21 protein-coding genes are annotated in these 25,634 nt (G+C 42.4%); 4 read left to right on the plus strand and 17 right to left on the minus strand.

Translation table 11 applies throughout. From position 1 onward, the window contains the following. Nucleotides 1–112: 112 nt before the first annotated feature. From ACP14Y_RS11975 to ruvB, 4 genes are all read right to left on the minus strand, one after another. Nucleotides 113–2,077: a response regulator gene (locus ACP14Y_RS11975; protein WP_424963199.1), complete on the minus strand. Its 1,965-nt coding sequence runs from the start codon at nucleotides 2,075–2,077 to the stop codon at nucleotides 113–115. Further along, entirely contained in the window at nucleotides 2,064–5,480 is a 3,417-nt protein-coding gene (locus ACP14Y_RS11980; protein ID WP_424963200.1) for a two-component regulator propeller domain-containing protein, read from the minus strand. The genes ACP14Y_RS11975 and ACP14Y_RS11980 overlap by 14 nt, the downstream gene beginning before the upstream one ends. A gap of 280 nt (nucleotides 5,481–5,760) precedes the next feature. Then, nucleotides 5,761–6,354, minus strand: a complete 594-nt coding sequence (locus ACP14Y_RS11985) for a superoxide dismutase family protein (RefSeq protein ID WP_424963201.1) — start codon at nucleotides 6,352–6,354, stop codon at nucleotides 5,761–5,763. 41 nt (nucleotides 6,355–6,395) lie between these two features. Further along, a complete protein-coding gene (ruvB, locus tag ACP14Y_RS11990; RefSeq protein ID WP_424963202.1) occupies nucleotides 6,396–7,421 on the minus strand; it encodes a Holliday junction branch migration DNA helicase RuvB in 1,026 nt (341 codons plus the stop codon). A gap of 69 nt (nucleotides 7,422–7,490) precedes the next feature. Here ruvB and ACP14Y_RS11995 point away from each other — a divergent pair, with 69 nt between their 5' ends. From ACP14Y_RS11995 to ACP14Y_RS12005, 3 genes are read left to right on the plus strand one after another with little or no spacing between them, the layout of a single operon-like run. Next, nucleotides 7,491–8,525 carry an FAD:protein FMN transferase gene (locus ACP14Y_RS11995; protein WP_424963203.1) on the plus strand — a complete coding sequence of 345 codons (1,035 nt, stop codon included), beginning with the start codon at nucleotides 7,491–7,493 and terminating at the stop codon, nucleotides 8,523–8,525. Between the two features lie 45 nt (nucleotides 8,526–8,570). After that, nucleotides 8,571–9,281, plus strand: a complete 711-nt coding sequence (locus ACP14Y_RS12000) for a zinc permease (RefSeq protein ID WP_424963204.1) — start codon at nucleotides 8,571–8,573, stop codon at nucleotides 9,279–9,281. Between the two features lie 56 nt (nucleotides 9,282–9,337). Next, nucleotides 9,338–10,288 carry a zinc dependent phospholipase C family protein gene (locus ACP14Y_RS12005; RefSeq protein ID WP_424963205.1) on the plus strand — a complete coding sequence of 317 codons (951 nt, stop codon included), beginning with the start codon at nucleotides 9,338–9,340 and terminating at the stop codon, nucleotides 10,286–10,288. Nucleotides 10,289–10,298: 10 nt separating this feature from the next. Here ACP14Y_RS12005 and ilvA read toward each other — a convergent pair whose 3' ends face one another. The 9 genes from ilvA to ACP14Y_RS12050 all read right to left on the minus strand — a co-directional run bounded on the left by ilvA (nucleotide 10,299) and on the right by ACP14Y_RS12050 (nucleotide 21,029). Further along, nucleotides 10,299–11,561 carry a threonine ammonia-lyase gene (gene ilvA, locus ACP14Y_RS12010; protein ID WP_424963206.1) on the minus strand — a complete coding sequence of 421 codons (1,263 nt, stop codon included), beginning with the start codon at nucleotides 11,559–11,561 and terminating at the stop codon, nucleotides 10,299–10,301. A 2-nt stretch (nucleotides 11,562–11,563) separates the two neighbouring features. Then, on the minus strand, nucleotides 11,564–12,610 hold the full coding sequence (ilvC, locus tag ACP14Y_RS12015; protein WP_424963207.1) for a ketol-acid reductoisomerase: 1,047 nt from the start codon (nucleotides 12,608–12,610) through the stop codon (nucleotides 11,564–11,566). 47 nt (nucleotides 12,611–12,657) lie between these two features. Then, entirely contained in the window at nucleotides 12,658–13,215 is a 558-nt protein-coding gene (gene ilvN / locus ACP14Y_RS12020; RefSeq protein WP_424963208.1) for an acetolactate synthase small subunit, read from the minus strand. After that, complete coding sequence (gene ilvB / locus ACP14Y_RS12025) at nucleotides 13,215–14,945, minus strand: biosynthetic-type acetolactate synthase large subunit (protein ID WP_424963209.1); 1,731 nt, start codon at nucleotides 14,943–14,945, stop codon at nucleotides 13,215–13,217. The genes ilvN and ilvB overlap by 1 nt, the downstream gene beginning before the upstream one ends. A 25-nt stretch (nucleotides 14,946–14,970) precedes the next feature. Then, nucleotides 14,971–16,644 carry a dihydroxy-acid dehydratase gene (gene ilvD, locus ACP14Y_RS12030; RefSeq protein WP_424963210.1) on the minus strand — a complete coding sequence of 558 codons (1,674 nt, stop codon included), beginning with the start codon at nucleotides 16,642–16,644 and terminating at the stop codon, nucleotides 14,971–14,973. A gap of 173 nt (nucleotides 16,645–16,817) precedes the next feature. Then, nucleotides 16,818–17,939 carry a 3-isopropylmalate dehydrogenase gene (leuB, locus tag ACP14Y_RS12035; RefSeq protein WP_424963211.1) on the minus strand — a complete coding sequence of 374 codons (1,122 nt, stop codon included), beginning with the start codon at nucleotides 17,937–17,939 and terminating at the stop codon, nucleotides 16,818–16,820. After that, on the minus strand, nucleotides 17,936–18,511 hold the full coding sequence (leuD, locus tag ACP14Y_RS12040; RefSeq protein WP_424963212.1) for a 3-isopropylmalate dehydratase small subunit: 576 nt from the start codon (nucleotides 18,509–18,511) through the stop codon (nucleotides 17,936–17,938). The genes leuB and leuD overlap by 4 nt, the downstream gene beginning before the upstream one ends. Continuing rightward, nucleotides 18,511–19,875 (minus strand): 3-isopropylmalate dehydratase large subunit, encoded by a 1,365-nt coding sequence (leuC, locus tag ACP14Y_RS12045; protein WP_424963213.1) that lies wholly within the window; start codon nucleotides 19,873–19,875, stop codon nucleotides 18,511–18,513. Before leuC ends, leuD begins: the two co-directional genes overlap by 1 nt. Further along, complete coding sequence (locus tag ACP14Y_RS12050) at nucleotides 19,875–21,029, minus strand: 2-isopropylmalate synthase (protein ID WP_424963214.1); 1,155 nt, start codon at nucleotides 21,027–21,029, stop codon at nucleotides 19,875–19,877. Before ACP14Y_RS12050 ends, leuC begins: the two co-directional genes overlap by 1 nt. A 232-nt stretch (nucleotides 21,030–21,261) precedes the next feature. On the opposite strand from ACP14Y_RS12050, the gene ACP14Y_RS12055 reads away from it, so the two are divergent. Next, nucleotides 21,262–22,743, plus strand: coding sequence for a hypothetical protein (locus ACP14Y_RS12055; RefSeq protein ID WP_424963215.1), 1,482 nt, complete (start codon nucleotides 21,262–21,264; stop codon nucleotides 22,741–22,743). Between the two features lie 344 nt (nucleotides 22,744–23,087). Here the strand turns inward: ACP14Y_RS12055 and tsf are convergent, their stop codons facing one another. From tsf to rplM, 4 genes are all read right to left on the minus strand, one after another. Beyond that, nucleotides 23,088–23,918, minus strand: a complete 831-nt coding sequence (gene tsf / locus ACP14Y_RS12060) for a translation elongation factor Ts (protein ID WP_424963216.1) — start codon at nucleotides 23,916–23,918, stop codon at nucleotides 23,088–23,090. A gap of 94 nt (nucleotides 23,919–24,012) precedes the next feature. Continuing rightward, nucleotides 24,013–24,780, minus strand: a complete 768-nt coding sequence (rpsB, locus tag ACP14Y_RS12065) for a 30S ribosomal protein S2 (RefSeq protein ID WP_424963217.1) — start codon at nucleotides 24,778–24,780, stop codon at nucleotides 24,013–24,015. Nucleotides 24,781–24,787: 7 nt separating this feature from the next. Then, nucleotides 24,788–25,174, minus strand: coding sequence for a 30S ribosomal protein S9 (gene rpsI, locus ACP14Y_RS12070; protein ID WP_349565033.1), 387 nt, complete (start codon nucleotides 25,172–25,174; stop codon nucleotides 24,788–24,790). A gap of 6 nt (nucleotides 25,175–25,180) precedes the next feature. Beyond that, nucleotides 25,181–25,624, minus strand: coding sequence for a 50S ribosomal protein L13 (gene rplM / locus ACP14Y_RS12075; protein ID WP_349565031.1), 444 nt, complete (start codon nucleotides 25,622–25,624; stop codon nucleotides 25,181–25,183). Nucleotides 25,625–25,634: the final 10 nt, after the last annotated feature.

Here is a 25,634-nt window from a genome sequence, read left to right on the forward strand (position 1 = left end):
AAAGGTAGTAGTTTTCTCATATTGACTAGAAAATCTAGTCGCAAAAACAATGGTGATAGGCAAGGCTAGCCTTGCGTGATGGTGTCCCGGCAGTGGTGTGTCGGGACTTTTTTTATTCAGTCAATTTAGGTTCTTGACCAACGAATCGTTCGTATTGTTTTTTGAAGTTGGTAACATTGGTCATACCAATGGATTTTGCGGCATCCGATAATGATCCAACTTTTCGCAGCTTGATTAATTGATCTGCATATTGAAATCTTATTTTTTTGATGAACTCCAGCGGGGTAATATCAAGCGCATCTTTTAAGACCTTAAATAGTTTCCGCTGACTCACGGCTATTTCATTGGCAAGATTCTGAATGCCAAACATCGGATTATCAATGTTTTTAATCACCAGAGTCTCAAGTTGCCGGATCATTTCTTTTCTTGTAGCCTCGGGATCAAAATGGGAGAAAGTTGCGGCAATGCTTCGATCTCCGTCCGATCTTTCAATCAGGTTCTTCACTCGTGTTCGAAGCTCTTTCGCATCAAAAGGCTTGGGCAATACAAATTCGACTCCTCGATCCAGGGCTTTATGAAGTTGATCTTTATCTGCACGACTGGATACGATAAGACATGGGATATCCTTATACCGGGTGTCCTGAACCTGCTCAATGAATTCAAACCCATCCATGACAGGCATGGCCAGATCGGTGATGATGAGATCAATTTCTCGCTCTTGAAGTTTATTCATCGCTTCTGCACCATTTCTTGCTTCATGAATTCGATACTCTTTTCGTAAGAGTTCTGATATCAATAGCCTGATATCAGGATTGTCATCAACAATCAAAATGGACTTCATTGCTTCATTTTGTGGGATGGTCTCAGCCGTTTCAACTTTCGTTGGCAAAGCAATAACTGAATCACTGAGCCATCGCTCTACAGCTTCTCCTTCTTCTGGTAGTGGTTCAGCGTCTAAGGGAATACTGATAGTAAAAGCAGCTCCTAGTTTTCTTCGGTTTTCAGCCGATATAGATCCTCCATGGAGCGTCACAATTTCTTTTGCGATAGCGAGACCAATTCCCAAACCTTCCCTTTTGTTATTTAATGAATCATTGGAATAAAAGCGGTTAAACATTTGTTCGAGTTGAGATGGATCGATTCCTGGTCCCTCATCCAGAATGTTGATATATAAATACTCCTGATCTTTTTCACATTTAATTTCAATAGTGGTGCCGGCATTGGTAAAGTCCAGAGCGTTTGAAACAAGATTGTAAAGCACCTTTTCAAAATGCCAGGTATCAATTAGAACCAATTCTGAATCGCTCAAAGTCGTATTAAAAACCAGTGATACCTCTTTTGCCTCCGCCACCGGCCTAAATAAGGTAGTGAACTCTTCGATATACTCATTGACCGTGCATTTCGTGCGGTTGAGTTTCAGCAAGCCCTCATCTAGCCTAATCAATTCACGGATTTCTGTAGATAGGTTATTCAGGGTTTTACTAAAACGTTGAATAGCCCGAAGTTTATCAATGGTGTCAAGAGGAAGTACATCTTCATGTTCGACCAATAGCATGTCGGTCAATCCCAAAATGATGGCGATGGGATTTTTCAGGTCATGAGACACATTAGCAAAAAACGTTGATTTTGCTTTGTCTAGTTCAGATAATTTCTTGTAGCTCGCTCTAAGGTTTCTTTCCGTCTGAGACAAATGAAGTACATTTTTTATTCGGGCCTGAAACTCAAGTTTATTAAAGGGCTTAGATAAAAAATCGTGCACTCCTGCCTTGAAGGATTCCGAGAGGTCTTCCGGTTTTTTCATAACGGCTGTTACCATGATGATTGGTATGTGTGCGAGCGCCTCATCAGCTTTTACAGCCTCTACCAGTTGGTAACCATCCATCTCTGGCATTTCCCAGTCTGTAAGGATTAGCTGAGGAATGTATTTTTTGGCTAGTTCCAGTCCAATTTTGCCATTGGGAGCTGTGAGCGCATGCTTGTGCAATCCTAGCTCTTTTAGCTCATCGATTATAATCTTGAGATTGTCAGGCTTGTCATCAATGACAAGAATACTTGTATTTGACTCAGTTTGATTCATGTGCCGATGTAGTGGCTAAAAATTCAGCTAACTTTTGTTTAAATGCAGCTATTCCGTTTTGATCATATTCGGTTACCAGTTTCATTAGTTTATCACAGATTGGTTTCGTGCCGCTGCTCTTTTCTAAAAGTGAGTCGACTAACTCTGACCACTTGCCCGCTTCATATACTTCCAATTCGTTTATTTTTTCTGCAACCCTTTCCCAAACAAGGTAGTCCTCATCTTTAAAATTAAAGAATGTTTGATCGTTTAATTGATCACTCTTCATACTCGCACCTTTGCTTACTATTGGTAGTATAAAAGAAAAAACACTCCCTTGCCCTTTGGTTGAATCCACTTCCATTTTTTGTCCGTGTGCATGAATGGCGAGCTTACAAAATGACAGCCCAAGTCCTGTAGAAGAAGCTCCCCCGAAAGACCGAGCTTCAGATTGTTCAAATTGTTCAAATATTTTTTTTAGATCCTGTGTAGGGATGCCGTCACCATAATCCTTTATCGATATCTTGACCCCTGCCACAGATTCACTAACCTGGATTTCAATCGGTGAATTGAAATGAGAATATTTGATAGCATTCGATACCAGGTTGTTTAGCACACGATGAATGAGTTGCTGATCAGCCTGTACCCGGTATTCCCGATTCATTTTGTTCATTATTTGGATATTTCGTTCTTCTGCAACAGGCTTTAGCTCATCTATCACCTCATTGATGGTTTCTGATATCTCAAAATCGGTGATATCTAATTTCATTTTCGATTTTTCAAAACGTAGAACATCAAGCATGTTTTCTATCAGATTGAGCATATGTCTGCCCGAACGATCAATTTGTCTGATGTCATCGTCCTTGTCTCCATCTGCTCTTCTGATAATCGAGACGAGAGGATTTTTCAGGTCATGTGCGATCATACTTACCATTGATTCCTTGAAATGCTCTAATTCTTTTTGTTTATCATAGGCCATTTGAAGGTCCTTATTTTTCTGAGCGATAGTATTTGTTCTGTCTGCCACTTTTTTTTCAAGAATCAATTGATTCCTCTTTAGAGCGCTCACGCGAGATTTGTAATAAAGAAAACCAGCGAGGAGGATCAACATAATGGAGGAGATTCTAAATGTCCATGTTTCGTACCAGGGCGGAGGAATAAAAAAGCTAAGTGTTAAAGATTCCGGATTCCATATTTTGCTACTGTTGGTGCTTCTTACTTCAAGTGTATGCTCTCCGTGATTCAGTGCAAAGAATTCCAGACTGTTTGAATTGTTGAGTTCATGCCATTCTGTATCTTCATCTAGTTTATAAGCATAGGAAATATTGGCTTTTCTGGCTGGGTTGATAGCTGCAAATTGAAATGTCAACCTGTTATCATATGGAAGGATTATATCATCAGAGTCACTTAAATCATACACATCATTCTCAATCATGATTTTTCTCAAAGCCAACTTAGGAAAGGTAGATTTGATTTCTATTTCTTCAGGATCGAAGTATGTGATGCCATTTTTTCCACCAAAATAGAAGTTACCATTCCCATCTTCCAGGTATGCTTCCAAATTATAATCATCACTTCCCAGTCCGTCTCTCATCAGGTAGTTAGTGAATGTGGTATCACCCGGATCGAAATGACTTAAGCCATTGTTGGTGGAAATCCAGTAAGTCCCTGATTTAGTTTTCAACATGCCCATTGTTGAGTTGTTACTAAGGCCATCATTTTCTGTGTAATGGGTGAAGTGCTTTGTAAGAGGATCAAAATAATTCAACCCTCCTCCCAAGGTTGTTAACCAGTACTTCCCATCATCAGGATATAGATGCAATACTTTATAATTGTTGAGACTTCCTTTCTTATTCGGGTCTGGAAGGAAACGTTCAAAGAACTCGGTTTCGTAATTGAATTTATTTAGGCCTCCGCCATATGTGCATACCCAAAGACCAGCTTCATCTTCATAAAAAGAGGTAATGTGATTGTCTGAGAGTGAGGTAGTATCACCTGGAGTATTCTTTATATATCTGAAATCATCTGTCTCAGGCTGATAGATATTAATTCCCTCTCCATATGTTCCAACCCAGATGTCACCGTTCCTGTCTTCGTGGATAGCGGTGATGATGTTCATACTCAAGCTACCATTTGTTGAAGCGGAGGCACTATACCTTTTAAAGGTTCCTTTTCCTCTGTCGAAGAGATTTAGACCACCGCCCCAGGTACCAACCCAAAATCTTCCTTTCGAATCTTCGAACATAATCCTAACCCAATCATGACTGATGCTCTTTGTATTGTCCGGATCATGCGTATATCGTTTAAATGAAGCTGGATTTTTAGATTGAAGTAGATTCAGGCCGCCCCCGAAAGTCCCCATCCATAAATTGTTTAAGTGATCCCGATACATCGAGTAAACATTATTATGAGACAAGGAGCGTTCATTTTGAGGATCATGCTTAATGAGGTGAAAAGGACTTTCAAGCAGCTTTTGAAAACCCTTCATGTAGTAACCGACATAGGTTACTCCATTTGCACCATGAAATATTGAACTGACATCATTATCTGAAATGCTTAAGGGCTCTGTTGGATCATGTAAATATTGATGGAATACTTCTGATTCAGGATCAAAAATTGAGACCCCTTCGGTTGCACTCCCTACCCAAACTCTTCCCTTGGAGTCTTCCGCCATGGTTTTTATTCGACCACCTGCATTATAGGAGTTGTAAATATTCTTGGCTTCATAGAGATCCTCCTGATCATTCTTTTTCAACCAGAGACCATTTTCATCTGTGCCAATCCATATATTCCTGTTGCGGTCTATTAACAAATCCCAAACAGAGTTTACATGAGGCAGAACCTGATTTACTCGTGATTCATTTTGATTCCAGGTCAACAGGCCCTTGTCTTCGGTTGCAATCCAGATGACGTTTTTATCATCGATTTCGATATCGTTGATTTTACTATTTGGCACAATCCCTATCTTCTCGAAAGATTCACTTTTGGGGTTGAACTCAAACAATCCCTCCCCCTCCGTGCCAATTAGTAATCGATTGTTAGCAATTTCTTTTATCGCTTTGATCGCAAGGGTGGATGCCCCTTCTTTCAAAATGAAATTTTGAAACTGAAGAGTGGTTTTATTAAATAGACTAAGGCTGGCTTTTGTGCCAACCCACAGTCTACTTTGACTATCCTCAAAAAAGGTCCAAACGGAGTTATCTGGTATGGATGTGGAGTCTCCAAACTGATGGGTGAAAGACTCAAATTCATATCCATCATATCGATTGATGCCTCCAAAATTGGCGATCCATAACATGTCCTCACTATCCTGGTAGATGGCATTGGTGCTGCTCTGATTGAGGCCATCAGATTTTAAGTAGGTTTCAAACGTAAAAGAATATGGATTGACCGCATCTTGAGCAGTTGCTCTGATTGATATCATTGAGCAAAGGGTCACGATCAATATATGTCTTATTGAAAAGTACATTGGTCCAGCTTATCTCGAACATAAGTTCTTAAGTAAAGATTGAGAAAAATGCAGAAAATGTAAGCTTTTCTGCAAGAATGATATTGACGAGATGTCCTTCTTTGAACCTGAAAACTTAATGAGTGAGAGATGAACTATCAAAATGAAACGTATTCAGGAAAAGTTTTAATTGCGGCAATCTATGCGATCCTTTTAGGGTTAATTGCTGCAAGCAATGTTTTTGCTCTTGGTTGATTCATTGAGTGGATTCAGTTTCATAGACTAGGGTCACTGTCCCACCAGCTATCTTTGGATTCATGTGCGTTCCATGATCATGATCATGGTTTGGATCGCATTCGTTTGCAAAATCTTCAAAGTTTTGATGAATATAGAGCACCGTTCCTGCTATATCCGAATCATCATTAGTCCCCAGGGTCCACAAGTCAGTTTTCAATGTAAAAACTCCATTTCCATCCTCATCGACTTCAATGTTACCAACGTCACCTGCAAAAGGTTTCAGCCAGAACTCTCCTAAGCTTTTTGTGTCGCAGAAAGCAACGAATTTGCCCTGATTCCAATGCCTTCCAGGATCTTCTAATGTCCCTTGATGCAGGTGCATGGCATGAGCAGAATTCGGTTCCATTCCAATTAAAGAAACCTCAAGGGTAGTCACTCCATCCTGATAAATAAAAGAGGCATTGCCCATCCATCCTCCCTTTTCATAAATTTCTCCATCTTCAGTGCTCACCCAGTATATATCTGCAACAGCGAAGGTTTTTGGTCCCGGCTCTCTCTCCTCGTCGCATCCGGAAAATAACAATACGATGGTAAGGAATGCAAATGCTCTCATTGAAGTAGTTTTTGAATTAACAATCCACAAAAATTAAACCATTAAAACAACGATCCGGTTTGCGATGGAGGTATAATTCCTAAATGTTTGTAGGCTAATTCTGTTGCTTCCCTACCTCTGGAGGTTCGTTTGATATATCCCTCCTGGATTAAAAATGGTTCGTAGACTTCTTCTATGGTCTCTGATTCTTCGCCGCAGGCGGTAGCAATGGTACCTAGTCCTACCGGTCCGCCTTTAAACTTGTTTATGATTGTTGACAGGATGCGGTTATCCATTTCATCCAATCCATGATCGTCTACATCCAGTGCCTTAAGCGCCACTTTTGAAATATCCAGTGTGATGGCCCCATCTCCCTTAATTTGCGCAAAATCCCGTGTTCTTCTCAGCAGGTTGTTTGCGATTCTTGGAGTACCCCGGCTTCTTCGCGCAATCTCAAAAGCAGCCTCTTCATCGATTATGGAACTGAGGATATCTGCTGATCGACCTACAATTTTAGTAAGCAGTTTTGCATCGTAATATTCCAACCTTGCATTGATGCCAAAACGTGCACGTAGTGGAGAAGTAAGCAACCCTGATCGGGTGGTTGCCCCAATAAGTGTGAATGGATTCAACTCTATTTGAACAGATCGTGCATTTGGGCCTGAGTCGAGCATAATGTCAATGCGATAGTCTTCCATGGCAGAATAGAGATATTCTTCCACTACCGGATTCAACCGATGGATTTCATCAATGAACAGTACATCGTGTGGCTCAAGGTTGGTGAGGAGTCCGGCTAATTCACTGGCCTTATCCAGCACAGGCCCTGAAGTTACCTTGATGTTTGATTGCAGCTCATTAGCGATGATAAAAGAAAGGGTGGTTTTACCAAGACCGGGAGGGCCGTGCAGCAATACATGATCAAGTGGCTCGGTTCGTTGCTTGGCAGCTTCCACAAAAATCTTCAGATTTTCGACTACTTTTTTTTGCCCGGTAAAATCAGAAAAGGAAAGCGGTCGGAGCGCTTTTTCAATCTCTTTTTCGGAGGATTCCATCCCCTCACCATCCGCTTGTAGGTAGTCTTCTCTCATCGACCTCAAATATAACCCACAATGCGATTGAAGCCTGATTGAATTAGTTTTGTGCTTTCAAAATATGAGATGAATAAAAAGCGGCTAATCATTTTCGGGATAGGTCTTGCAGTAACTTTTTTGATTGTTTCTTACCTTCGAAAAGACGCACCACGGCTATTCCACATCCAGGGGCAAACCATGGGGACTATCATATACAATGTGAAATATGTGGCGAGTGAGGTAGATGGACTGGATGCAATGATTTCACAGGAGCTGAGGGATTTCAATCAAAGTCTGTCTACATACATTTCCGATTCTGAGATTTCGAGACTGAACAAGACCGGATCATTGACATATGAATCAAAATTCATTTACCCGGTACTGAAGGCTAGTAAAGAGGTATTCGATCAAACAAGAGGAACATTTGATCCGAGTTTAGGTCCGCTGGTTCAGGCATGGGGTTTCGGCCCGGATAAAAACGTACCAAATCCGGATTCTGCAAAAGTTGACTCATTGAAAGCGGTGATTGGATTTGGACGGGTGAGCTTTGATGAAAATCAAGTGTCACTTCCGACAAATTTTCAGCTTGATTTTAGCGCCATTGCCAAAGGCTATGCGGTGGATGTAGTGGCCGAACTGCTGGAAGAAAAAGGTATTGAAAACTACATGGTAGAAATAGGAGGGGAGGTGAGATGTAGAGGAAGAAATGATCAGGACAAACCATGGGCACTGGGTATTGAGGATCCTACGGTGCAATCCAATGAACAAAAGCTTATGGCAATAGTAAGACTGAAGAACCTATCTCTTGCCACCTCCGGTAACTATCGTAACTATTTTGAAAAAGAAGGGAAGATTTACGCTCACATCATTGATCCGCGAACCGGATATACAGCAAAACATAATCTCCTGAGTGCATCGGTATTTGCGTCTGATTGTATGACGGCAGATGCTTATGCTACCGCCTTCATGGTGCTGGGACTAGAATATTCCAAAGAAATTATGAATGCTCAGAATCTGGATGCTATCTTAATTTACCGCTCAGAAAATGGGATCGAAAGTTTTGTTTCAGAAGGGATTCGGCCATTTTTGGAAATGAATAATGCGGAGGGGGAATTAAAATAGTGGGGATTTAGTTTAAAGCCCTATGAAAGCACAACCTAATCATTCATGCTTCTAACCATTATCATTCTAATAGTTTGTACGTTACTGGGAGGACTGAGTCTAAATCTTATTCCGGGTGTACAAAAAAATCTACGTTTGCCACTCATTTTTGCTGGGTCATATCTCTTTGCCATTACCATTATTCATATCATCCCTGAGCTGTTCTCTATTAGTAGTAATCCATCTACGATTGGCTTGTATGTACTTATTGGCTTTTTCCTACAGCAGTTTTTAGAATACTTTTCTTCTGGGGTGGAGCATGGCCATGTGCATGTGCACAAAGCTGTTTCAACGAGCGGACGAGCCTCCATCATTATTGCATTGATGGTTCATAGTTTGCTAGAAGGGACGTTGCTAACGCATGATTCTCCTTTTCATGAAAAGCACGAATCCTATTCGCTACTATTGGGTATTGTGTTGCATAAAATGCCGGCAGCTTTTGCCTTGATGGCCACCATGCAGGGACTGGGAAAAAAGGCGATCTACCTGCTGATATTGTTTAGCCTGGCTTCACCTGCTGGCCTACTTTTGAGCGATCTTGTCTTGCTCTCGGCAGATTCACTTTTGATTGTATTTGCGATTGTTTGTGGAAGTTTTCTACACATCTCCACAACTATTTTTGTGGAGGCCAGTCCGGATCACCACTTCGGACTGAATAAAATACTCATCAGCTTACTGGGAGCAGTATTGGCTATTGTGGTGGAGTTTATGATGTAGCTTTCTTCAAATTCTCTTAACGAAGAAATGAGGCATTTTTTTTACCTTAACATCAGATGAGGTTATTCTTAGTATTCCTTTCACTTTTCATCCCAATTTTTTCTCAAAGCTGGGGATTCTTTGCGCATAGAAAGATCAATCGATTGGCGGTATTTACACTCCCGCCTGAGATGATGGTTTTTTATAAGCAAAACATCCAATACATCACTGAAAAAGCTGTCAATCCGGACATGCGCCGGTATGCGGTAAAAAATGAAGCACCAAAACATTACATTGACATTGATGTCTATGGAGATTCTGCAGTTTATAAAATGCCACGCTATTGGGACGAGGCGGTGGAAAAATATACGGAGGATACCTTGCAGGCTTACGGCATAGTGCCATACCATATCAACCGCATGACTTACTGGCTGATTAAGGCGTTTCAGGAGAAAAATGCGGATCAAATCTTAAGGCTCTCCTCAGATATGGGCCATTACATTGCGGATGCTAATGTGCCGCTTCACACTACGGAAAACTATAATGGTCAGTTTACAGGCCAATATGGAATTCATGGGTTTTGGGAGTCGAGGCTGCCGGAACTGTTCTTTGAAGATTATGATCTACTAACAGGTAAAGCAGAATACATTGAAAACCTACAGCTTTATGCCTGGGATGCAGTAGTGAACGCACATGAGGCGTTGGATTCGGTACTACTATTTGAAAAACAGCTTACAAAGAAGTATCCGGAATCAAAAAAGTATGGCTATGAAGAACGAGGCAATACAACGATCCGAACGTATTCGTACGATTTTTCCAAAGACTATCATCGAAAACTGAATGGAATGGTTGAGCGTCGGATGCGGGCATCCATCAAGATGGTGGGTGACTTCTGGTTTAGCTGCTGGGTAAAGGCCGGCCAGCCCGATCTTTCAGATTTACTGTCAGATGTGGAGTTTCAAGATTCAACATTTGTAGTTGACCCTAATATGAAGCTTCGTAATCATGAGGCGGGGATAGGGGAGTAGAGATTGGTGCTTAAATCAGAATATGAAGCAGATCTTCTTTGTGGTTTAAGTATTCACCAAAAAACTTTCGTTCTTTCATTCTGTTTATCAATGGATCAAGATTTCTTTTTTCCTTCAGTTCAATTCCTACTACGGCAGATCCGGTTTCCCGAGAATTCTTTTTGGTATACTCAAAGTGCGTGATATCATCCGTTGGACCCAGAATATCAGCCACAAATTCTTTCAATGCCCCGGCTCTTTGAGGAAAACGAACCACAAAGTAGTGTTTCAATCCCTTATAGAGCAACGCTCGTTCTTTAATCTCTTCTGTTCGTGTGATGTCATTGTTGCTGCCACTTACTATACAAACTACATTTTTGCCGGTGATTTCATCGGACAATTGATCCAGCGCCGAAAGTGCAAGTGCACCAGCTGGCTCCACAACAATTGCGTCTCGATTATATAGTGAAAGGATTGTTTCACAGACCTTTCCTTCCGGTACAGTCACCATCTCATCGATCACTTTTTTGCAGATGTCGAAATTAAGATCACCGACTTTTTGCACTGCTGCTCCGTCCACAAATTTCTCGATATTGTCGAGTGATACGTTTTTCCCTTCTTCAAGAGAAGTGGTCATTGAGGGCGCCCCAGCAGGCTCTACACCAATTATTTTGGTATTTGGTGAAAGGGTTTTGAAAACACTCCCAACACCGGCAGCCAATCCACCACCACCCACCGGGATGATCAGATAATCGATCGGTTCGTTCGTCTGCTCTAGTAACTCCAGCGCTACGGTAGCCTGCCCCTCAATGATGCCAGGATCATCGAACGGATGGATGAAAGCGGCATTATTAATTTGAGCATAAGTCAGCGCATGCTCCTTGGAATCATCAAAAGTGTCTCCTTCCAGTCGCACTTCTACGAACTCCTTACCAAACATTTTTACCTGTTTAATTTTTTGACGAGGTGTTGTGGCCGGCATATAAATCACTCCTTTGCATTCCATTATGGCGCATGAATGAGCGACTCCCTGAGCATGGTTACCTGCGCTTGCACAAACGACTCCTTTTTGAAGTTCTGAAGCGGAGAGTGACTTCATTTTGTTGAGCGCACCCCTGATCTTGTATGATCGAACCAACTGGAGATCTTCCCGCTTCATTTGGATCTGTGCGCCAAATACGGATGAAAGATGGAGGTTGGGCATCAAAGGAGTGAAGCTTACCACCTCCCGGATGGAAGATGCCGCTTCTCTCACTTTTTCAACCGAAGGATGATAGCGCTGACTTATTTGCATACTCAACTATTTTCCGGACGCAAGCTTCTAACTGCAGCGCCTGCTTGCCACATCTCAGATTTCCGTAATTCATCCAACTCTTTTTCAAGCCCCTTCCGGTAATCCGATTTTTCATTTGCTTCTATGGTAATGCGAGCCTCGTTCGCGTTTGCCACACTATCATAGAGGTCTTCAAATACCGGATACACGGCATCTCTGAATTTTTTCCACCAATCCAGCGCCCCTCTTTGAGCGGTTGTAGAGCAGTTGGCATACATCCAATCCATACCATTCTCTGCAACCAATGGGTAAAGTGACTGAGTTGCCTCTTCCACCGTTTCATTGAAAGCCTCAGAAGGAGAGTGGCCTTTCTTTCGAAGGAGATCATACTGTGCTGCAAAGAGACCCTGAATTGCTCCCATGAGACTACCACGTTCTCCAGTAAGGTCACTGTATACCTCTTTCTTAAAGTCTGTCTCAAAGAGATAGCCAGACCCCACGCCAATACCTAGCGCAATTACTCGGTCTCTTGCCTTGCCTGTAGCATCCTGATGGATTGCAAAGGAGGAATTCAACCCTTTTCCAGCTACGAATAATCTTCTGAGGGAAGTTCCCGAGCCTTTAGGAGCCACCAGGATAACATCTACATCTTCCGGAGGTACAATACCTGTTTGATCGTGATAGGTAACTCCAAATCCGTGCGAAAAGTAGAGTGCTTTCCCGGACGTTAGGTGTTTTTTAACGGTAGGCCACTGGGCAATCTGTCCCGCATCCGAAAGTAGGTATTGGATGATGGTGCCTTTCTCGCATGCTTCTTCGATCTCAAAAAGATCCTTTCCTTCTACAAATCCATCAGCAACTGCTTTTTCCCATGAGCTGCCCCCTTTCCGCTGACCAACAATAACGTTGAATCCATTGTCCTTCAGGTTCAATGCCTGACCCGGACCCTGAACACCATATCCGATTACCGCGATGGTCTCATTCGCAAGTTTTTTCTGTGCTTTACTAAGTGGAAATTCTTCCCTGGTTACGACTTCTTCCATCGTTCCTCCAAAATCAATTTTTGCCATTTTAATTACGTTTATTCTGTTAGTACTTTGTTTCTGTTTTAGATTTCCTAAAATTCTTTGATACTCAGGTTTCGGGATTTCGCTGTTTCCAACTCATGGATAAATGCCTCAGTCTTTCTTTTTGACTTAGATAAGGCGACCCTCCCAGATCTCACAAATTCCAAAATCCCATAAGGTTCGAGTGCCTCATACAATTGATGAGTATCCTCTTGCGCCCCCGTTTTCTCGAGTACAATCTGATCATCTTCAATCGCGAGTATTTTTGCCCCATATTTCCTGAGCAATTGTTCAATCGAAGCATTCTCCCTGAAAGAATCCAGTGAAAGTTTGTAGAGCGCTATCTCCTGATAGTAGATCTCATATTTGTCATAAATGAATGCACCCAGCACGTCAATCAGTTTTCTGATTTGGCTTACAACTTTGTCTAGTGTAGATTTTTCACCATGAACTACCAGAGTGTACCTGCTTACACCCGGTATTTCAGTTGTGGATACATTCAAGCTTTGAATGTTAATTTTCCTTCGATTGAAGATGATCGTCAGCTTATTTAGCAAGCCGGGTTTATCCTCAGTCAATACCGATATCGTATATTCTTCCGTACTCATCACTCTAATCGTATTTTAGAAACACAGCACCCAGTAGGAACCATAGGAAATACATTTTCTTCTTTTTCTACCACCACTTCCAGCAGGCTAGGACCCGAAGTTCCAAGCCAATTTTCAAAGGCCTGTTCCAGCTCTTTTCTATCGACTACTTTTTGGGCAGGGATATTATAGGCCTCTGACAGCTTGATGAAATCAGGGTTTTCCATCTTGGTGAATGAATACCTTTTGTCAAAAAAGAGCTGCTGCCACTGTCGTACCATTCCCAAAAACTCGTTATTAAGAATCATGATCTTAATTGGGATTTGATATTCCATGATGAGTGCCATTTCCTGAATGGTCATCTGGAACCCACCATCGCCTATGATGGCGATCACCTCACGATGCGGAGCACCTATTTTCGCACCGATAGCAGCGGGCAGACAGAATCCCATCGTTCCCAGGCCACCGGAAGTGATATGACTTCTTTCCTGATCAAATCGGTAGTACCTGCTGGTCATCATCTGATGCTGACCCACATCGGTCAGGACCATAGACTTGCCGTTAGTTTTATCAGAAAGCTTACTGATTACTTCAGCCATGGTCATTTTATCTGTCGAGGGAGCAATCGCTTTTGCTACCACTTTTTCCTCTTCAATTTTTTCGCAAGCCTTAAATTCAGCGAGCCATTCAGAATGATCCGCTTGTTTTACCAGGGGTATCAATGCCTCAAGAGCCTCTTTCGCATCTGCGTTGATGGCTACATCTGTCTTTACGTTCTTGTCTATCTCTGCCTCATCCAGCTCTATGTGAATCACCTTTGAGTTTTTGGCGTAAGTATTCAGGTCTCCTGTTACCCGGTCATCGAAGCGCATTCCAACCGCTATGAGCACGTCAGATTCATTGGTTTTGAGATTAGGTCCATAGTTACCGTGCATCCCAGTGTACCCCACGTATAAAGGGTGTTTGGTTGAAAGCGCGGAAAGCCCCAGCAGGGTGGAGGTAGCAGGAATGTGTGCTTTTTCAATGAAGCGCTTGAGCTCCATCTCAGCACCGGAAAGTGTCACGCCTTGTCCAAAAATCAAGAGTGGCTTTTTCGCATTGTTTATTAATGCTGCGGCTTTTTCGACAGCTTCATGATTCAACTTTGGAAAAGGAGCATAGCTTCTTATATGCGCACACTTCTCATAGGAATATTCAAAAAGCTCCTGTTGTGCATTTTTTGTGATATCGATCACAACAGGGCCAGGTCTTCCTTGCTGTGCGATGTAAAAAGCACGAGCAAGTGCAGATGGAATTTCTTCTGCTTTAGTCACCTGAAAATTCCATTTGGTTACCGGCATGGAGATGCCTATCACATCCGTTTCCTGAAATGCGTCACTACCTAAGAGATGACTAGCAACCTGGCCTGTGATGCATACAAGCGGAGTGGAGTCAATCTGCGCATCTGCAAGACCGGTAATGAGATTGGTAGCTCCCGGACCCGAGGTTGCAAAGCATACCCCGGTTTTTCCGGATGCCCTTGCATATCCCTGAGCTGCATGTATTGCTCCTTGTTCATGCCTTGCCATGTAGTGTTTGATTTGATCATCATACCAAAAAAGGGAATCATAAATTGGCATGATTGCGCCACCCGGATATCCAAAGATGGTATCAACTTTTTCGGCTAATAAGCACTTTAAAACTGCCTCAGATCCCAGGATCGTTTCAGTCTCTTTCGATTTTACTGCAAATTCTAATGTCGAAGTTTCCATACTCCATAATTTATCGTTGAACCATTCATTCATCTGTTGTGCAGCCTTCGGAGGCTGTATTAACTGAGTTGATATATTTTTTTAGCACACCTTTATTGGCCTTATAGGAAGGCTGAGTCCAGGCTGCCTTACGTTTTGCAAGCACTTCATCCGACAGCTTTACTCTGAGCGTATTCTTTTTGGCATCAATGGCGATGATGTCGCCATCTTCAATTAAAGCCAGTGGACCCCCTTCCTGAGCCTCCGGCGTGATGTGGCCCACGACAAACCCATGAGATCCTCCTGAGAACCTACCATCGGTAATCAAAGCCACATCTTTCCCCAATCCTGCACCCATTACCGCTCCGGTTGGTTTTAGCATTTCCGGCATGCCAGGACCACCTTTAGGACCTGAGTATCGAATGACAATGACTTCCCCCGGTTTGACTTCTTTGCCGATTCCTTCAATGGCCACAAACTCATCATCATAGCACCGAGCAGGACCTTCAAAGTATTCTCCTTCTTTGCCAGTGATCTTTGCCACTGCCCCTTCGGGTGCCAGGTTCCCTTTCAGGATTTGAAGATGTCCGGACTTTTTTATCGGATTGCTGAAATCATGAATGATGGTTTGATTGGGCTTTAACTCACTAAAACCTTCAAGATTTTCGGCCAGGGTCTTGCCTGTCACAGTGAGGCAATCTCCATTTAGATATCCTTCTTTTAGCATCATTTTCATAACAGCCGGAATCCCGCCTACATCATGCAGATCTTCCATCAGATATTCTCCACTCGGCTTAAGATCTGCCAGAAAAGGTGTGGAATCTGATATTCTTTGAAAATCCTCTATGCCTAGCGGAACATTAGCAGATTTGGCCATTGCGATCATATGCAACACAGCATTGGTAGAGCCGCCAAGCACCATGATCAATCGGAGAGCATTTTCAAATGACTCCCTTGTCATTATATCAGAAGGCCGGATGTCTTCTTTTAGCAAGTGTTTGACCGCTAGTCCTACTTGATACGTTTCTCGCTTTTTATCGTCACTCTCGGCAGGATTTGAAGAGGAGGTAGGAAGACTCATTCCAAGTGCCTCAATTGCGGATGACATGGTATTAGCTGTGTACATGCCACCACAAGCTCCCGGACCTGGAATGGCATTTTTAATGATGCCATTATAGTCTTCATCGGAAATGTTTTTTCCAAGCTTTTGACCATACGCCTCGAAAGCAGAGACGATATTCAGCTTTTTTCCTTTCCACTTCCCGGGTTTTACAGTCCCACCATACACCATCAGTCCCGGTCTGTTTAGTCTACCCAATGCCATGATGGAGCCAGGCATGTTTTTATCACAACCCACAACAGGCACAACAGCATCATAAAACTGTGCATTGGCTACCGTCTCAATGGAATCAGCAATGATATCCCTGGATACCAATGAGTACTTCATGCCAACTGTTCCATTGGACATTCCGTCACTCACTCCTATGGTATGAAATATCAGACCCAGTAAGTCAGTCTCGTTGACACTTTTCTTTACCTGGTGAGCCAATATGTTTAAGTGCATATTACATGGGTTGCCCTCAAATCCGGTACTGACAATACCCACCTGTCCTTTTTTCAAGTCCCTTTCAGAAAGGCCTAAAGCATATAGTTGCGCCTGAGAGCCCGGTTGGGATGGATCCTGTGTGATCGTTTTGCTGTATTTATTTAGTTCTGACATTGTTTCGTTTTGACATAAAAAAACCCTTCTCAGCATCTGAGAAGGGTTCTTGAATATTTTATATATCAATAGTCTCCTCAGCGCATATCGTAAATGATAATGACGTTAAGAATAGAGACGATATTGACTATGGTGTTTTGCACGTTCGGTTTTTCTCCCTCGATATATTGTTGTTAGATAATGCAATTTAGGGAAAGGTTTATTGAATCCTTATTCATTTCCATTTTCCCGCCTTCTTCGATAAACCATGCGATAGAATCTCCAACCTTGGAACATGGGCTTGCTTCATTTTTGTCTTTCAAAATGTCTTCCGTAGCGAGCTTATGTTCCAGCGCCCAATCAACAGCTTTTCGGATCGTTTTAGCTTCTTCATAAAGCTCGAAGTGTTCGTACATCATAGCAACTGAAAGGATAGTAGCCATTGGGTTAGCAATATCTTTTCCGCTCGCTTGAGGATAGGAACCATGAATAGGTTCGAATAGAGCTGATTTAGTTCCTACTGAAGAGGATGGCAACATTCCTAGCGAACCGGTGATCACACTTGATAGATCCGAGATAATGTCGCCAAACATATTTTCAGTCAACACCACATCAAAGTTTCCTGGGTTGAGCATCATTTGCATGGCGGCATTATCCACATACATGTACTCTACCTCAACCTCAGGATATTCCTTGCTGATATCCTGAATGACACGCCTCCACAGTCTGGAGGTTTCCAGCACGTTGGCCTTGTCAATCAGGGTGAGTTTCTTTCTTCTAAACGTTGCAGCCTCAAATGCCTGATAAGCAATTCGACTGATCTCATGTGTCGTATAATCACACGAATCATGGGCATGCGAGCCATCATCTGACAGTACTTTATCACCGAAATAAATACCACCGGTAAGCTCCCGATAGATCACCATGTCCACATTTTCCAGCAATTGCTCCTTAAGTGGGGAAACACCTTTTAGGATATCATAGGTTTTAACCGGTCGGATATTCGAAAACAGCTGTAGGGATTTCCGCAATTTGAGTAGTCCTTGCTCCGGTCTGACTTTCAGGTTTGGATCATTGTCGTATTTCGGATCGCCTATGGATCCTAGCAAGATTGCATCACTATTCAAACATAAATCAAGCGTTTCATTCGGAAGGGGTGAGCCCGTCTCATCAATGGCATTTGCTCCAATGAGTCCGTGCTTCAGGGTGAAGTCATGGCCAAAATAAGCATTGATGGCATGCATGACCTTAGTTGCCTGTGAAACGACCTCAGGGCCGATTCCATCACCGGGTAGTATGGTTATATTTTTTTTCATCTCTGTTGTTCAAATTGTTCTACTTGATCTCTAAGCTTTATCAGGTAGTCGGTTTCATCAACGCCATTCAGCAGACACTCTTTTTTAAATGGAGATATGTGAAAGCTTTTTTCCAGATTGAGTTTAGAAACTTTAACCAGCTGATCCAGAAGGGATACTTCGATTTCAGTTTCCGACTGATCTAAAACCAACTGGGTGATAGCTACTATCGATTGCTCATCCAGCTCAATTGGAAGGATGCCGTTGTTATAAGCATTGCCTTTAAAAATATCAGCGAATTGCGTAGATAAAATCACTTTGATGCCAAAATCTGCAACTGCCCAAGCGGCATGTTCCCTGCTCGAGCCACATCCGAAATTGTTTCCAGCTATAAGGATCTCAGCATCTTTTCTGGCTGGATTGTTTAATTCAAAATCCGGATTTGGACTCCCATCTGTCAGATATCTCCACGCATAGAATAAGTTCTTTCCGTACCCTAGCCGATCCGTCTGCTTCAAAAATTTAGCAGGGATGATCTGGTCTGTATCAATGTTATCTATGGGTAGCGGTATGGCTTTTGATCGAATCTCCATCAGTTTAGAAATAGGGTTGGATCAGTAATTTTTCCTGTAATGGCGGATGCTGCGGCTGTAAGTGGGCTGGCTAAAACAGTACGTGCTCCTTCTCCTTGCCGTCCCTCAAAATTTCTGTTAGAAGTTGAAACGCAAAGTGATCCTGCCGGAATCTTGTCTTCATTCATGGCCAGACAGGCACTGCAGCCGGGCTCACGAAACTCAAAGCCTGATTCTTCAAAGATTTTATCCAGGTTTTCCTCAATGGCCTGAGAGCGAACCTTCATAGATCCAGGAACCACCCACACATTCACGTGATCTGCTTTTTTTCTGCCTTTTACCAAATTTGCCACAGCCCGCAGATCTTCAATTCTTCCATTTGTGCAGCTACCGATGAACACATAATCGACAGACTGATCGGATATTTGATCATCCTGATCAAACTGCATGTAGCCCAGAGCTTTTTTGGTAATGTGCTTTGAGGCACTCACCCGATCCGATAAACGGATGCCGGTATCAGGGGCCGTTCCACAGGTTACCAGCGGATGAATGTCCGCAGCATCAAGTTTTACCGTTTTATCGAAGGCTGCATCTTCATCCGTGTTAAGCGACAGCCAGGTAAATATCTTTTCTTTAGGAATTTCTACCCTACTGGTAACGTAATCGACGGTTGTTTGATCAATTCCAACCAGGCCACCTCTGGCCCCCATTTCGATGCTCATGTTGCAAACGGTCATGCGTTCATCCATGGTGAAATTTCGAAATACTTCCCCGCTATACTCTACAAAATAGCCGGTGGAGCCTTCGGCCCCCAGTTGAGCAATGATGTACAACACAACATCTTTTGCAGTGACTCCTTTATTTAGTTTTCCATTTACCTCAATATTCATGGTTTTAGGTCGGGAGAGCACCAGACTTTGCGCGGCAAGGACCTGCTCAACTTGCGAGGTGCCGATACCAAATGCGATCGTGCCAAATGCACCGTGAGTAGAAGTGTGACTATCGCCACAAACGATGGTCATACCTGGCTGAGTGATGCCCAGATCCGGGCCAATGATGTGAACAATGCCTTGATTTTCATGCCCAATTCCATACAATTCGATTCCAAACTCCTCGCAGTTTCTGATCAGCGAGTTTACCTGATTAGCAGATAAAGGATCTTTTATAGGTTGATCCTGATTTTTTGTTGGTACGTTATGGTCGGCAGTGGCTACACACTGCTTCGGGCGGAACACTTCAACTCCTCTTTTTCGAAGGCCGTCAAAAGCCTGAGGGCTGGTAACTTCATGCAAGAAGTGCTGATCGATGTACAGGACATCAAGGCCATCAGCGATATGTTTCACCACGTGTGCATCCCATATTTTATCGAATAGTGTCTTTGACATTATGCGTAAGCCTTGATGGTTTTGAAAATTTTATGTAGATGAGTGGATCCCACATTTTTGACTTGGTCGGCCACCTCTAAGAATTCCGTATATGCAACTTTCAGGTCTTCCGGTTCCAATTCGTACCCTAATTTTTTAGCATGGTAGTTCAATGCGGCCTTTCCGCTTCTGGCAGTCAGTATTATTTCTGATCCTGCTGCTCCTACAGTAGCCGGATCAATGATTTCATAGGTTTCTCGCTTCTTGATCACCCCGTCCTGATGAATTCCTGAAGAGTGCGAAAATGCATTTGATCCAACGATAGCTTTATTAGGCTGGACAGGCATATTCATCATGGATGATACCGTTTTGCTCATTGAAGTGATTTGCGTGGTGTCGATCTTGTGTGTCAAATTGATATGCTGGTGCTGGTTGATGATCATCACGACCTCTTCCAATGAAGTATTTCCGGCGCGCTCACCTATTCCGTTAATTGTACATTCCACTTGCCTTGCACCTGCCATCACTCCGGCAATGCTGTTGGCTGTTGCCAAACCCAGGTCGTTATGACAGTGTGTAGATAGAATGGCTTTATCAATGTTTGGAACATTGTTTACCAGGTAGGTTATTTTTTTTGCGAATTGCTCCGGCAAGCAGTAGCCGGTGGTATCCGGAATGTTGATGATAGTAGCTCCAGCATCTATTGCCGCTTCAACCACTCGGGCAAGGAATTCATTATCAGTTCTGCCGGCATCTTCGGCATAAAACTCAACCTCTGAAACCAGGTTTCTGGCATATTTCACAGCATGAGCACCACGATTGATGATGTCATCGTTAGTAGTGTTCAGCTTATACTTTACGTGAAACTCTGAAGTCCCAATACCGGTATGAATTCTTGGGTTAGCGGCATCTTTAAGCGCTTTGGCCGCTACATCAATGTCATCTTCAACAGCACGAGTGAGTCCGCAGATGGTTGATTCTTTAATGTGCTGGGATATGAGCTCCACAGACTTAAAATCTTCAGGACTTGAGACCGGAAATCCAGCCTCTATAATGTCAACACCAAGGCTCTCCAGCTGGAAAGCAATTTCAAGCTTTTCTTCACTTTTTAACTGGCAGCCCGGTACTTGTTCACCGTCTCTTAATGTGGTATCGAAAATGTGAAGTTTGCTCATTTCAACTTAGTGCTATTTTTACGTGCGTGAACAAATGTGGTCGCTAGGAGAGGTTTGATGAAACCTTATATTTTGATTATTCATCTGTTCAAGTCTGCATTTTTAGTTATAACATATTAAAAATCAATCACTTAATATCTTGTAGATTCACTTGGTCAAGCAATTATCATATCAATTATTCGAGCTCATTAAACGGCTGACAAAGGCTGAAAAGCGAAATTTTAAGCTGTATGTGAAAAGGAACACAACGGATAAAGAGCTGATTTCTATCAGATTATTTGATGTGATTGATAAGCTTCCTCACTGGAATGATGAGAAAATTCAGGAAGCTTTCCCAAAGTTGAAAGCCAATACACTTTCCAATCACAAAGCCCGGTTGTACGAGCAGATTTTGGTGAGTTTGCGTTTGCTACAATCTGATGATCCACGTATTCGCATTAAAGATCACATTAGCTATGCTGAGTTGTTGCACAAGAAAGGACTCTATGTTCAGAGTCTGGCCCAACTGGCAAAGGCTAAGCAGATTTCCAGTACGCTTAAAATGGATATTCTCAGACTGGAGATTGTAGAATTTGAGAAAAAGATCGAAGGAAGATATGTGACCAGGAGTCACTCTCAGCGAGCCGATGAATTGACTAATGAATCCTCACAGCTCAGAAGTCGATTTTACTTTGAAGGTGCTTGGTCGGACTTATCGCTCAAGCTGTATGACTATTACCTGAAGTTTGGTCACAGCAAAAGTGAGGAGCAGCAGCATAAGCTTTCTGCGATGTTCAAGGAGAGTCTTCCAAGAACTAAGGATACTGAATATGAAGATACCATTTACAAATTCCAATGTTACGTTTGGTACTACTATATATCGCAAGACTTTGTCAGGTGCTACGCTTATGCTAAAAAGTGGTGTCAGGTGTATGAGAAAAATGAAGTCCTGTTAGAGAGTGAGCCGGAGATGTACATTCGCGGCTTGCACAATGTGCTTGCTGCCCTTTTCTATTGTGATGATGTGGGCAGGTTTATTGAGAATCATAAGAAACTCAAGGAATTCACTTCCAAACATCAGCATAGATTCAATGAAAATCAGGTGATTCAGTCTTTCATCTATCTGGAAACAGCTAATCTCAATTCATACATCATAGAAGGAAGGTTTACAGAGGGAGCCAGGTATTCGGATGAATTTCTCCAAAGAATGAAAGCTTTTGAAGGTCGTTTAGATATTCACAGAATAATGGTCTTCCATTACAAAATTGCCAGCCTGAAGTTCGGTAGTGCGGATTTTTCCGGTGCGATAAAACATTTAAATATTATTATAAACCACCCAAGCATTGCCTTAAAAGAAGATATTCAATGTTTCGCCCGTATTCTGAATTTGATTTCGCATTATGAACTTGGCAATGATGATCTGATTGACTTCCAGATTAAGTCCACATATCGATTCTTGTTGAAACTAAGTGATTACCAGCGTGTGCATTCAGCGATATTTAATTTCTTGAAAAATTCTGTATTCATGGATCGAAAAAAACTTGAACCTGATTTCAGGTTGCTGAGAGAAGAGTTGCTGGAGATACTTGAGGATAAATACGAACGCAGGTCGTTATTGTATCTTGATTTGATTTCCTGGCTTGAAAGTAAGATTTCAGGAAGGCCGGTGGAGCAAATAATCAGAGATAAGAAATTGGTTAAGATGGCTAGAAAGAGCCTTCAGGGTAATAAATAAAAAAAGCCAAGGCATAGTTCTCCTTGGCTAGGTCAGGTCTTGCTGGTTGAAAAGACCCTATAGAGACATTGCAAGGAGTGCTAAATAAGCAATCCCAAGCGATGCTATTCTTACTAATGTTCCGGTTCTAACGAATTTGCGAGTGAGTATGGCCGGATCTATGTAATTCACCTGTTTGTCCATAACATTCTTTTATGTAAAAGTCTCAATATCCAATCTATTAAAGAATGGGGCTTACTCTTAGATATACGTAAGCATAATGCTTACATATTATGGGCGTTAATGCACAAAAAAAGCCACCTAAACAGCTAGGTGGCTTCTTATATCGAATGGATATTTCCTATTTATCCAATAGAAACTCGCTTGAATTCTGAAACAGTCAATCCTTTTGAAACGGAATCCAAATATTGAGCGATTGATTGCTTATTGTCTTTTACGAATGCCTGGCTAAGAAGTGTATTTTCTTTGTAGAATTTATTCAGCTTACCCAATGCAATCTTTTCGATGATTTCTTCAGGCTTACCTTCTTGTCTGGCCTGATCTTTCCCAATTTCAATCTCCTTCTCAACGATAGCAGGATCTACACCATTTTTGTCAACCGCTACCGGGTTCATCGCTGCAATCTGCATTGCAACATCCTTACCCGCCTCTTCTACGTTTGTTCCGTTTGCATTTTTCAATGCTACCAAGACTCCAAGCTTACCATTCATGTGGATGTATGGAACTACGGCTTCACCAGTAAGGATTTCAAAAGCTTTTACTTCAAGCTTTTCTCCAATCTTACCTGTTAGCTCAACGATTTTTTCTCCTACAGTCAAATCTCCGAGGCTTAGCGCATTGAGCGCTTCCGAGTTAGCAGGCTTTTCTGCGAATGCTGCTTCTGCAATTTGGTTTCCAAGCTGAATGAACTCATCGTTCTTAGCAACGAAATCAGTCTCGCAAGTGAATGCGATTAAAGCCCCTTCATTTCCAGCGTCGTTGGTTTTGGCAAATACTACACCCTCTGAAGTTTCTCGGTCAGCTCTGGATGCAGATACTTTCTGCCCCTTTTTTCTCAAAAGCTCTACTGCTTTATCAAAATCTCCTTCTGCTTCAGTCAGCGCCTTTTTGCAATCCATCATGCCGGCACCAGTCATTTGCCTTAGTTTGTTTACGTCTTGTGCTGTAATAGCCATCTTATTTCTTGGTTTTAATTTTTCTACAAACAAAAATTGAACACCGATACCATCAATGTTCAATCTTTATGTTAAGATTTTATGGTCTTTAGATTTACTCTGCTACTTCAGACTTTTCGTCAGCTGCTTTTTTTGCTGCCTGCTCTTCAGCCTGTGCTTGCTCCTCTTTATCTTTCTTACGCTCCGCTAGTCCTTCCTCTAGTGCTTGACCTACATAGCTAGTAATCAATTTGATTGACTTGTATGCATCGTCATTACCTGGGATTGGATAGTCGATCTTCGTAGGATCAGAGTTTGTATCTACGATCCCGAAAACAGGGATATTTAGTTTTTGTGCTTCTGCTACCGCGATGTGCTCACGCTTGATGTCGATCACAAAAAGTGCTGCAGGAAGTCTATTTAGATCAGAAATACCGCCCAAAACTTTTTCTAGCTTCGCTTTTGCACGACTGACCATCAATCGCTCACGCTTTGCCATGTTTTGGTAAGCCTCTTCCTTCATTAGCTTCTCGATCCCTGCCATTTTCTTCAATGACTTTCTAATCGTTGCAAAGTTGGTAAGCATACCACCTTGCCATCTTTCAGTCACGTATGGCATGTTTAGTCGCTGAGCTTCTTGCTCCACTACTTCTTTCGCCTGCTTCTTGGTAGCCACGAACATCACTTTTCTTCCTGATCGCACAACTGCTTTCATTGATTCAGTTGCATCTTCCAGGCAAGCCAATGTTTTGTGAAGGTCGATAATGTGGATACCATTCTTCTCCATGAAAATGTATGGAGCCATGGCAGGATTCCACTTTCTAGTAAGGTGTCCGAAGTGAACACCTGCATCTAATAGATCTTTATGTTCTAGTTTTTGCATCTCAAATTTATCGTTTACTGAACTGGAATCTTCTTCTTGCTTTTCTTCGACCTGGCTTCTTACGTTCCACCATTCGGGAATCCCTGGTAAGGAATCCTTCAGACTTAAGCGGGCCTCTAAACTCTGCATCTACTTCAGTAAGTGCACGAGCAATCGCCAATCTGGCGGCTTCCGCTTGTCCGGAAGGTCCACCTCCGGTCACGTTGATGTCAATGTCGAAATTTCCATCCTGCTCCACTTTTGCTAGTGGCTGCTTCACGATGGTTTGAAGAATTTCGGAAGGGAAGAAGGTTTTAAGCTCCTTGCCGTTAACGGTTATTTCACCTTTCCCACTCGTCATATAAATACGAGCTACTGAGGTCTTTCTCCTTCCTATGGTATTAATTCTGTCCATTCAGGTTTATAGTTTTACTTCTTTTGGTTTTTGAGCTGCATGTGGGTGCTCTGCACCCTCATATACATATAAGTTCTTGAAAAGCTGCCTTCCCAACCTGTTGATTGGAAGCATACCTTTCACTGCTTTTTCAATTAGAATAGTTGAGGACTTAGCCTTAATGCTATTTGGCGTTTCAATTCGCTGACCTCCAGGATAGCCGGTGTGACGGACATATTGCTTGTCTGTCCACTTACTTCCAGTTAATCTGATTTTATCAGCATTAATCACAATTACGTTATCTCCACAATCTACATGCGGAGTGTACGATGGCTTGTGCTTGCCTCGAATCATTTTAGCAACTTCACTTGCCATTCTTCCAAGTATCTGAGAATCAGCGTCTACGATCACCCAATTCTTCTCTACAGTTGCACTGTTTAATGATACAGTTTTAAAGCTGTTAGTATCCAATTTTATATTG

Source organism: Ekhidna sp., assembly GCF_965247405.1.
Taxonomy (GTDB): Bacteria; Bacteroidota; Bacteroidia; order Cytophagales; family Cyclobacteriaceae; genus Ekhidna.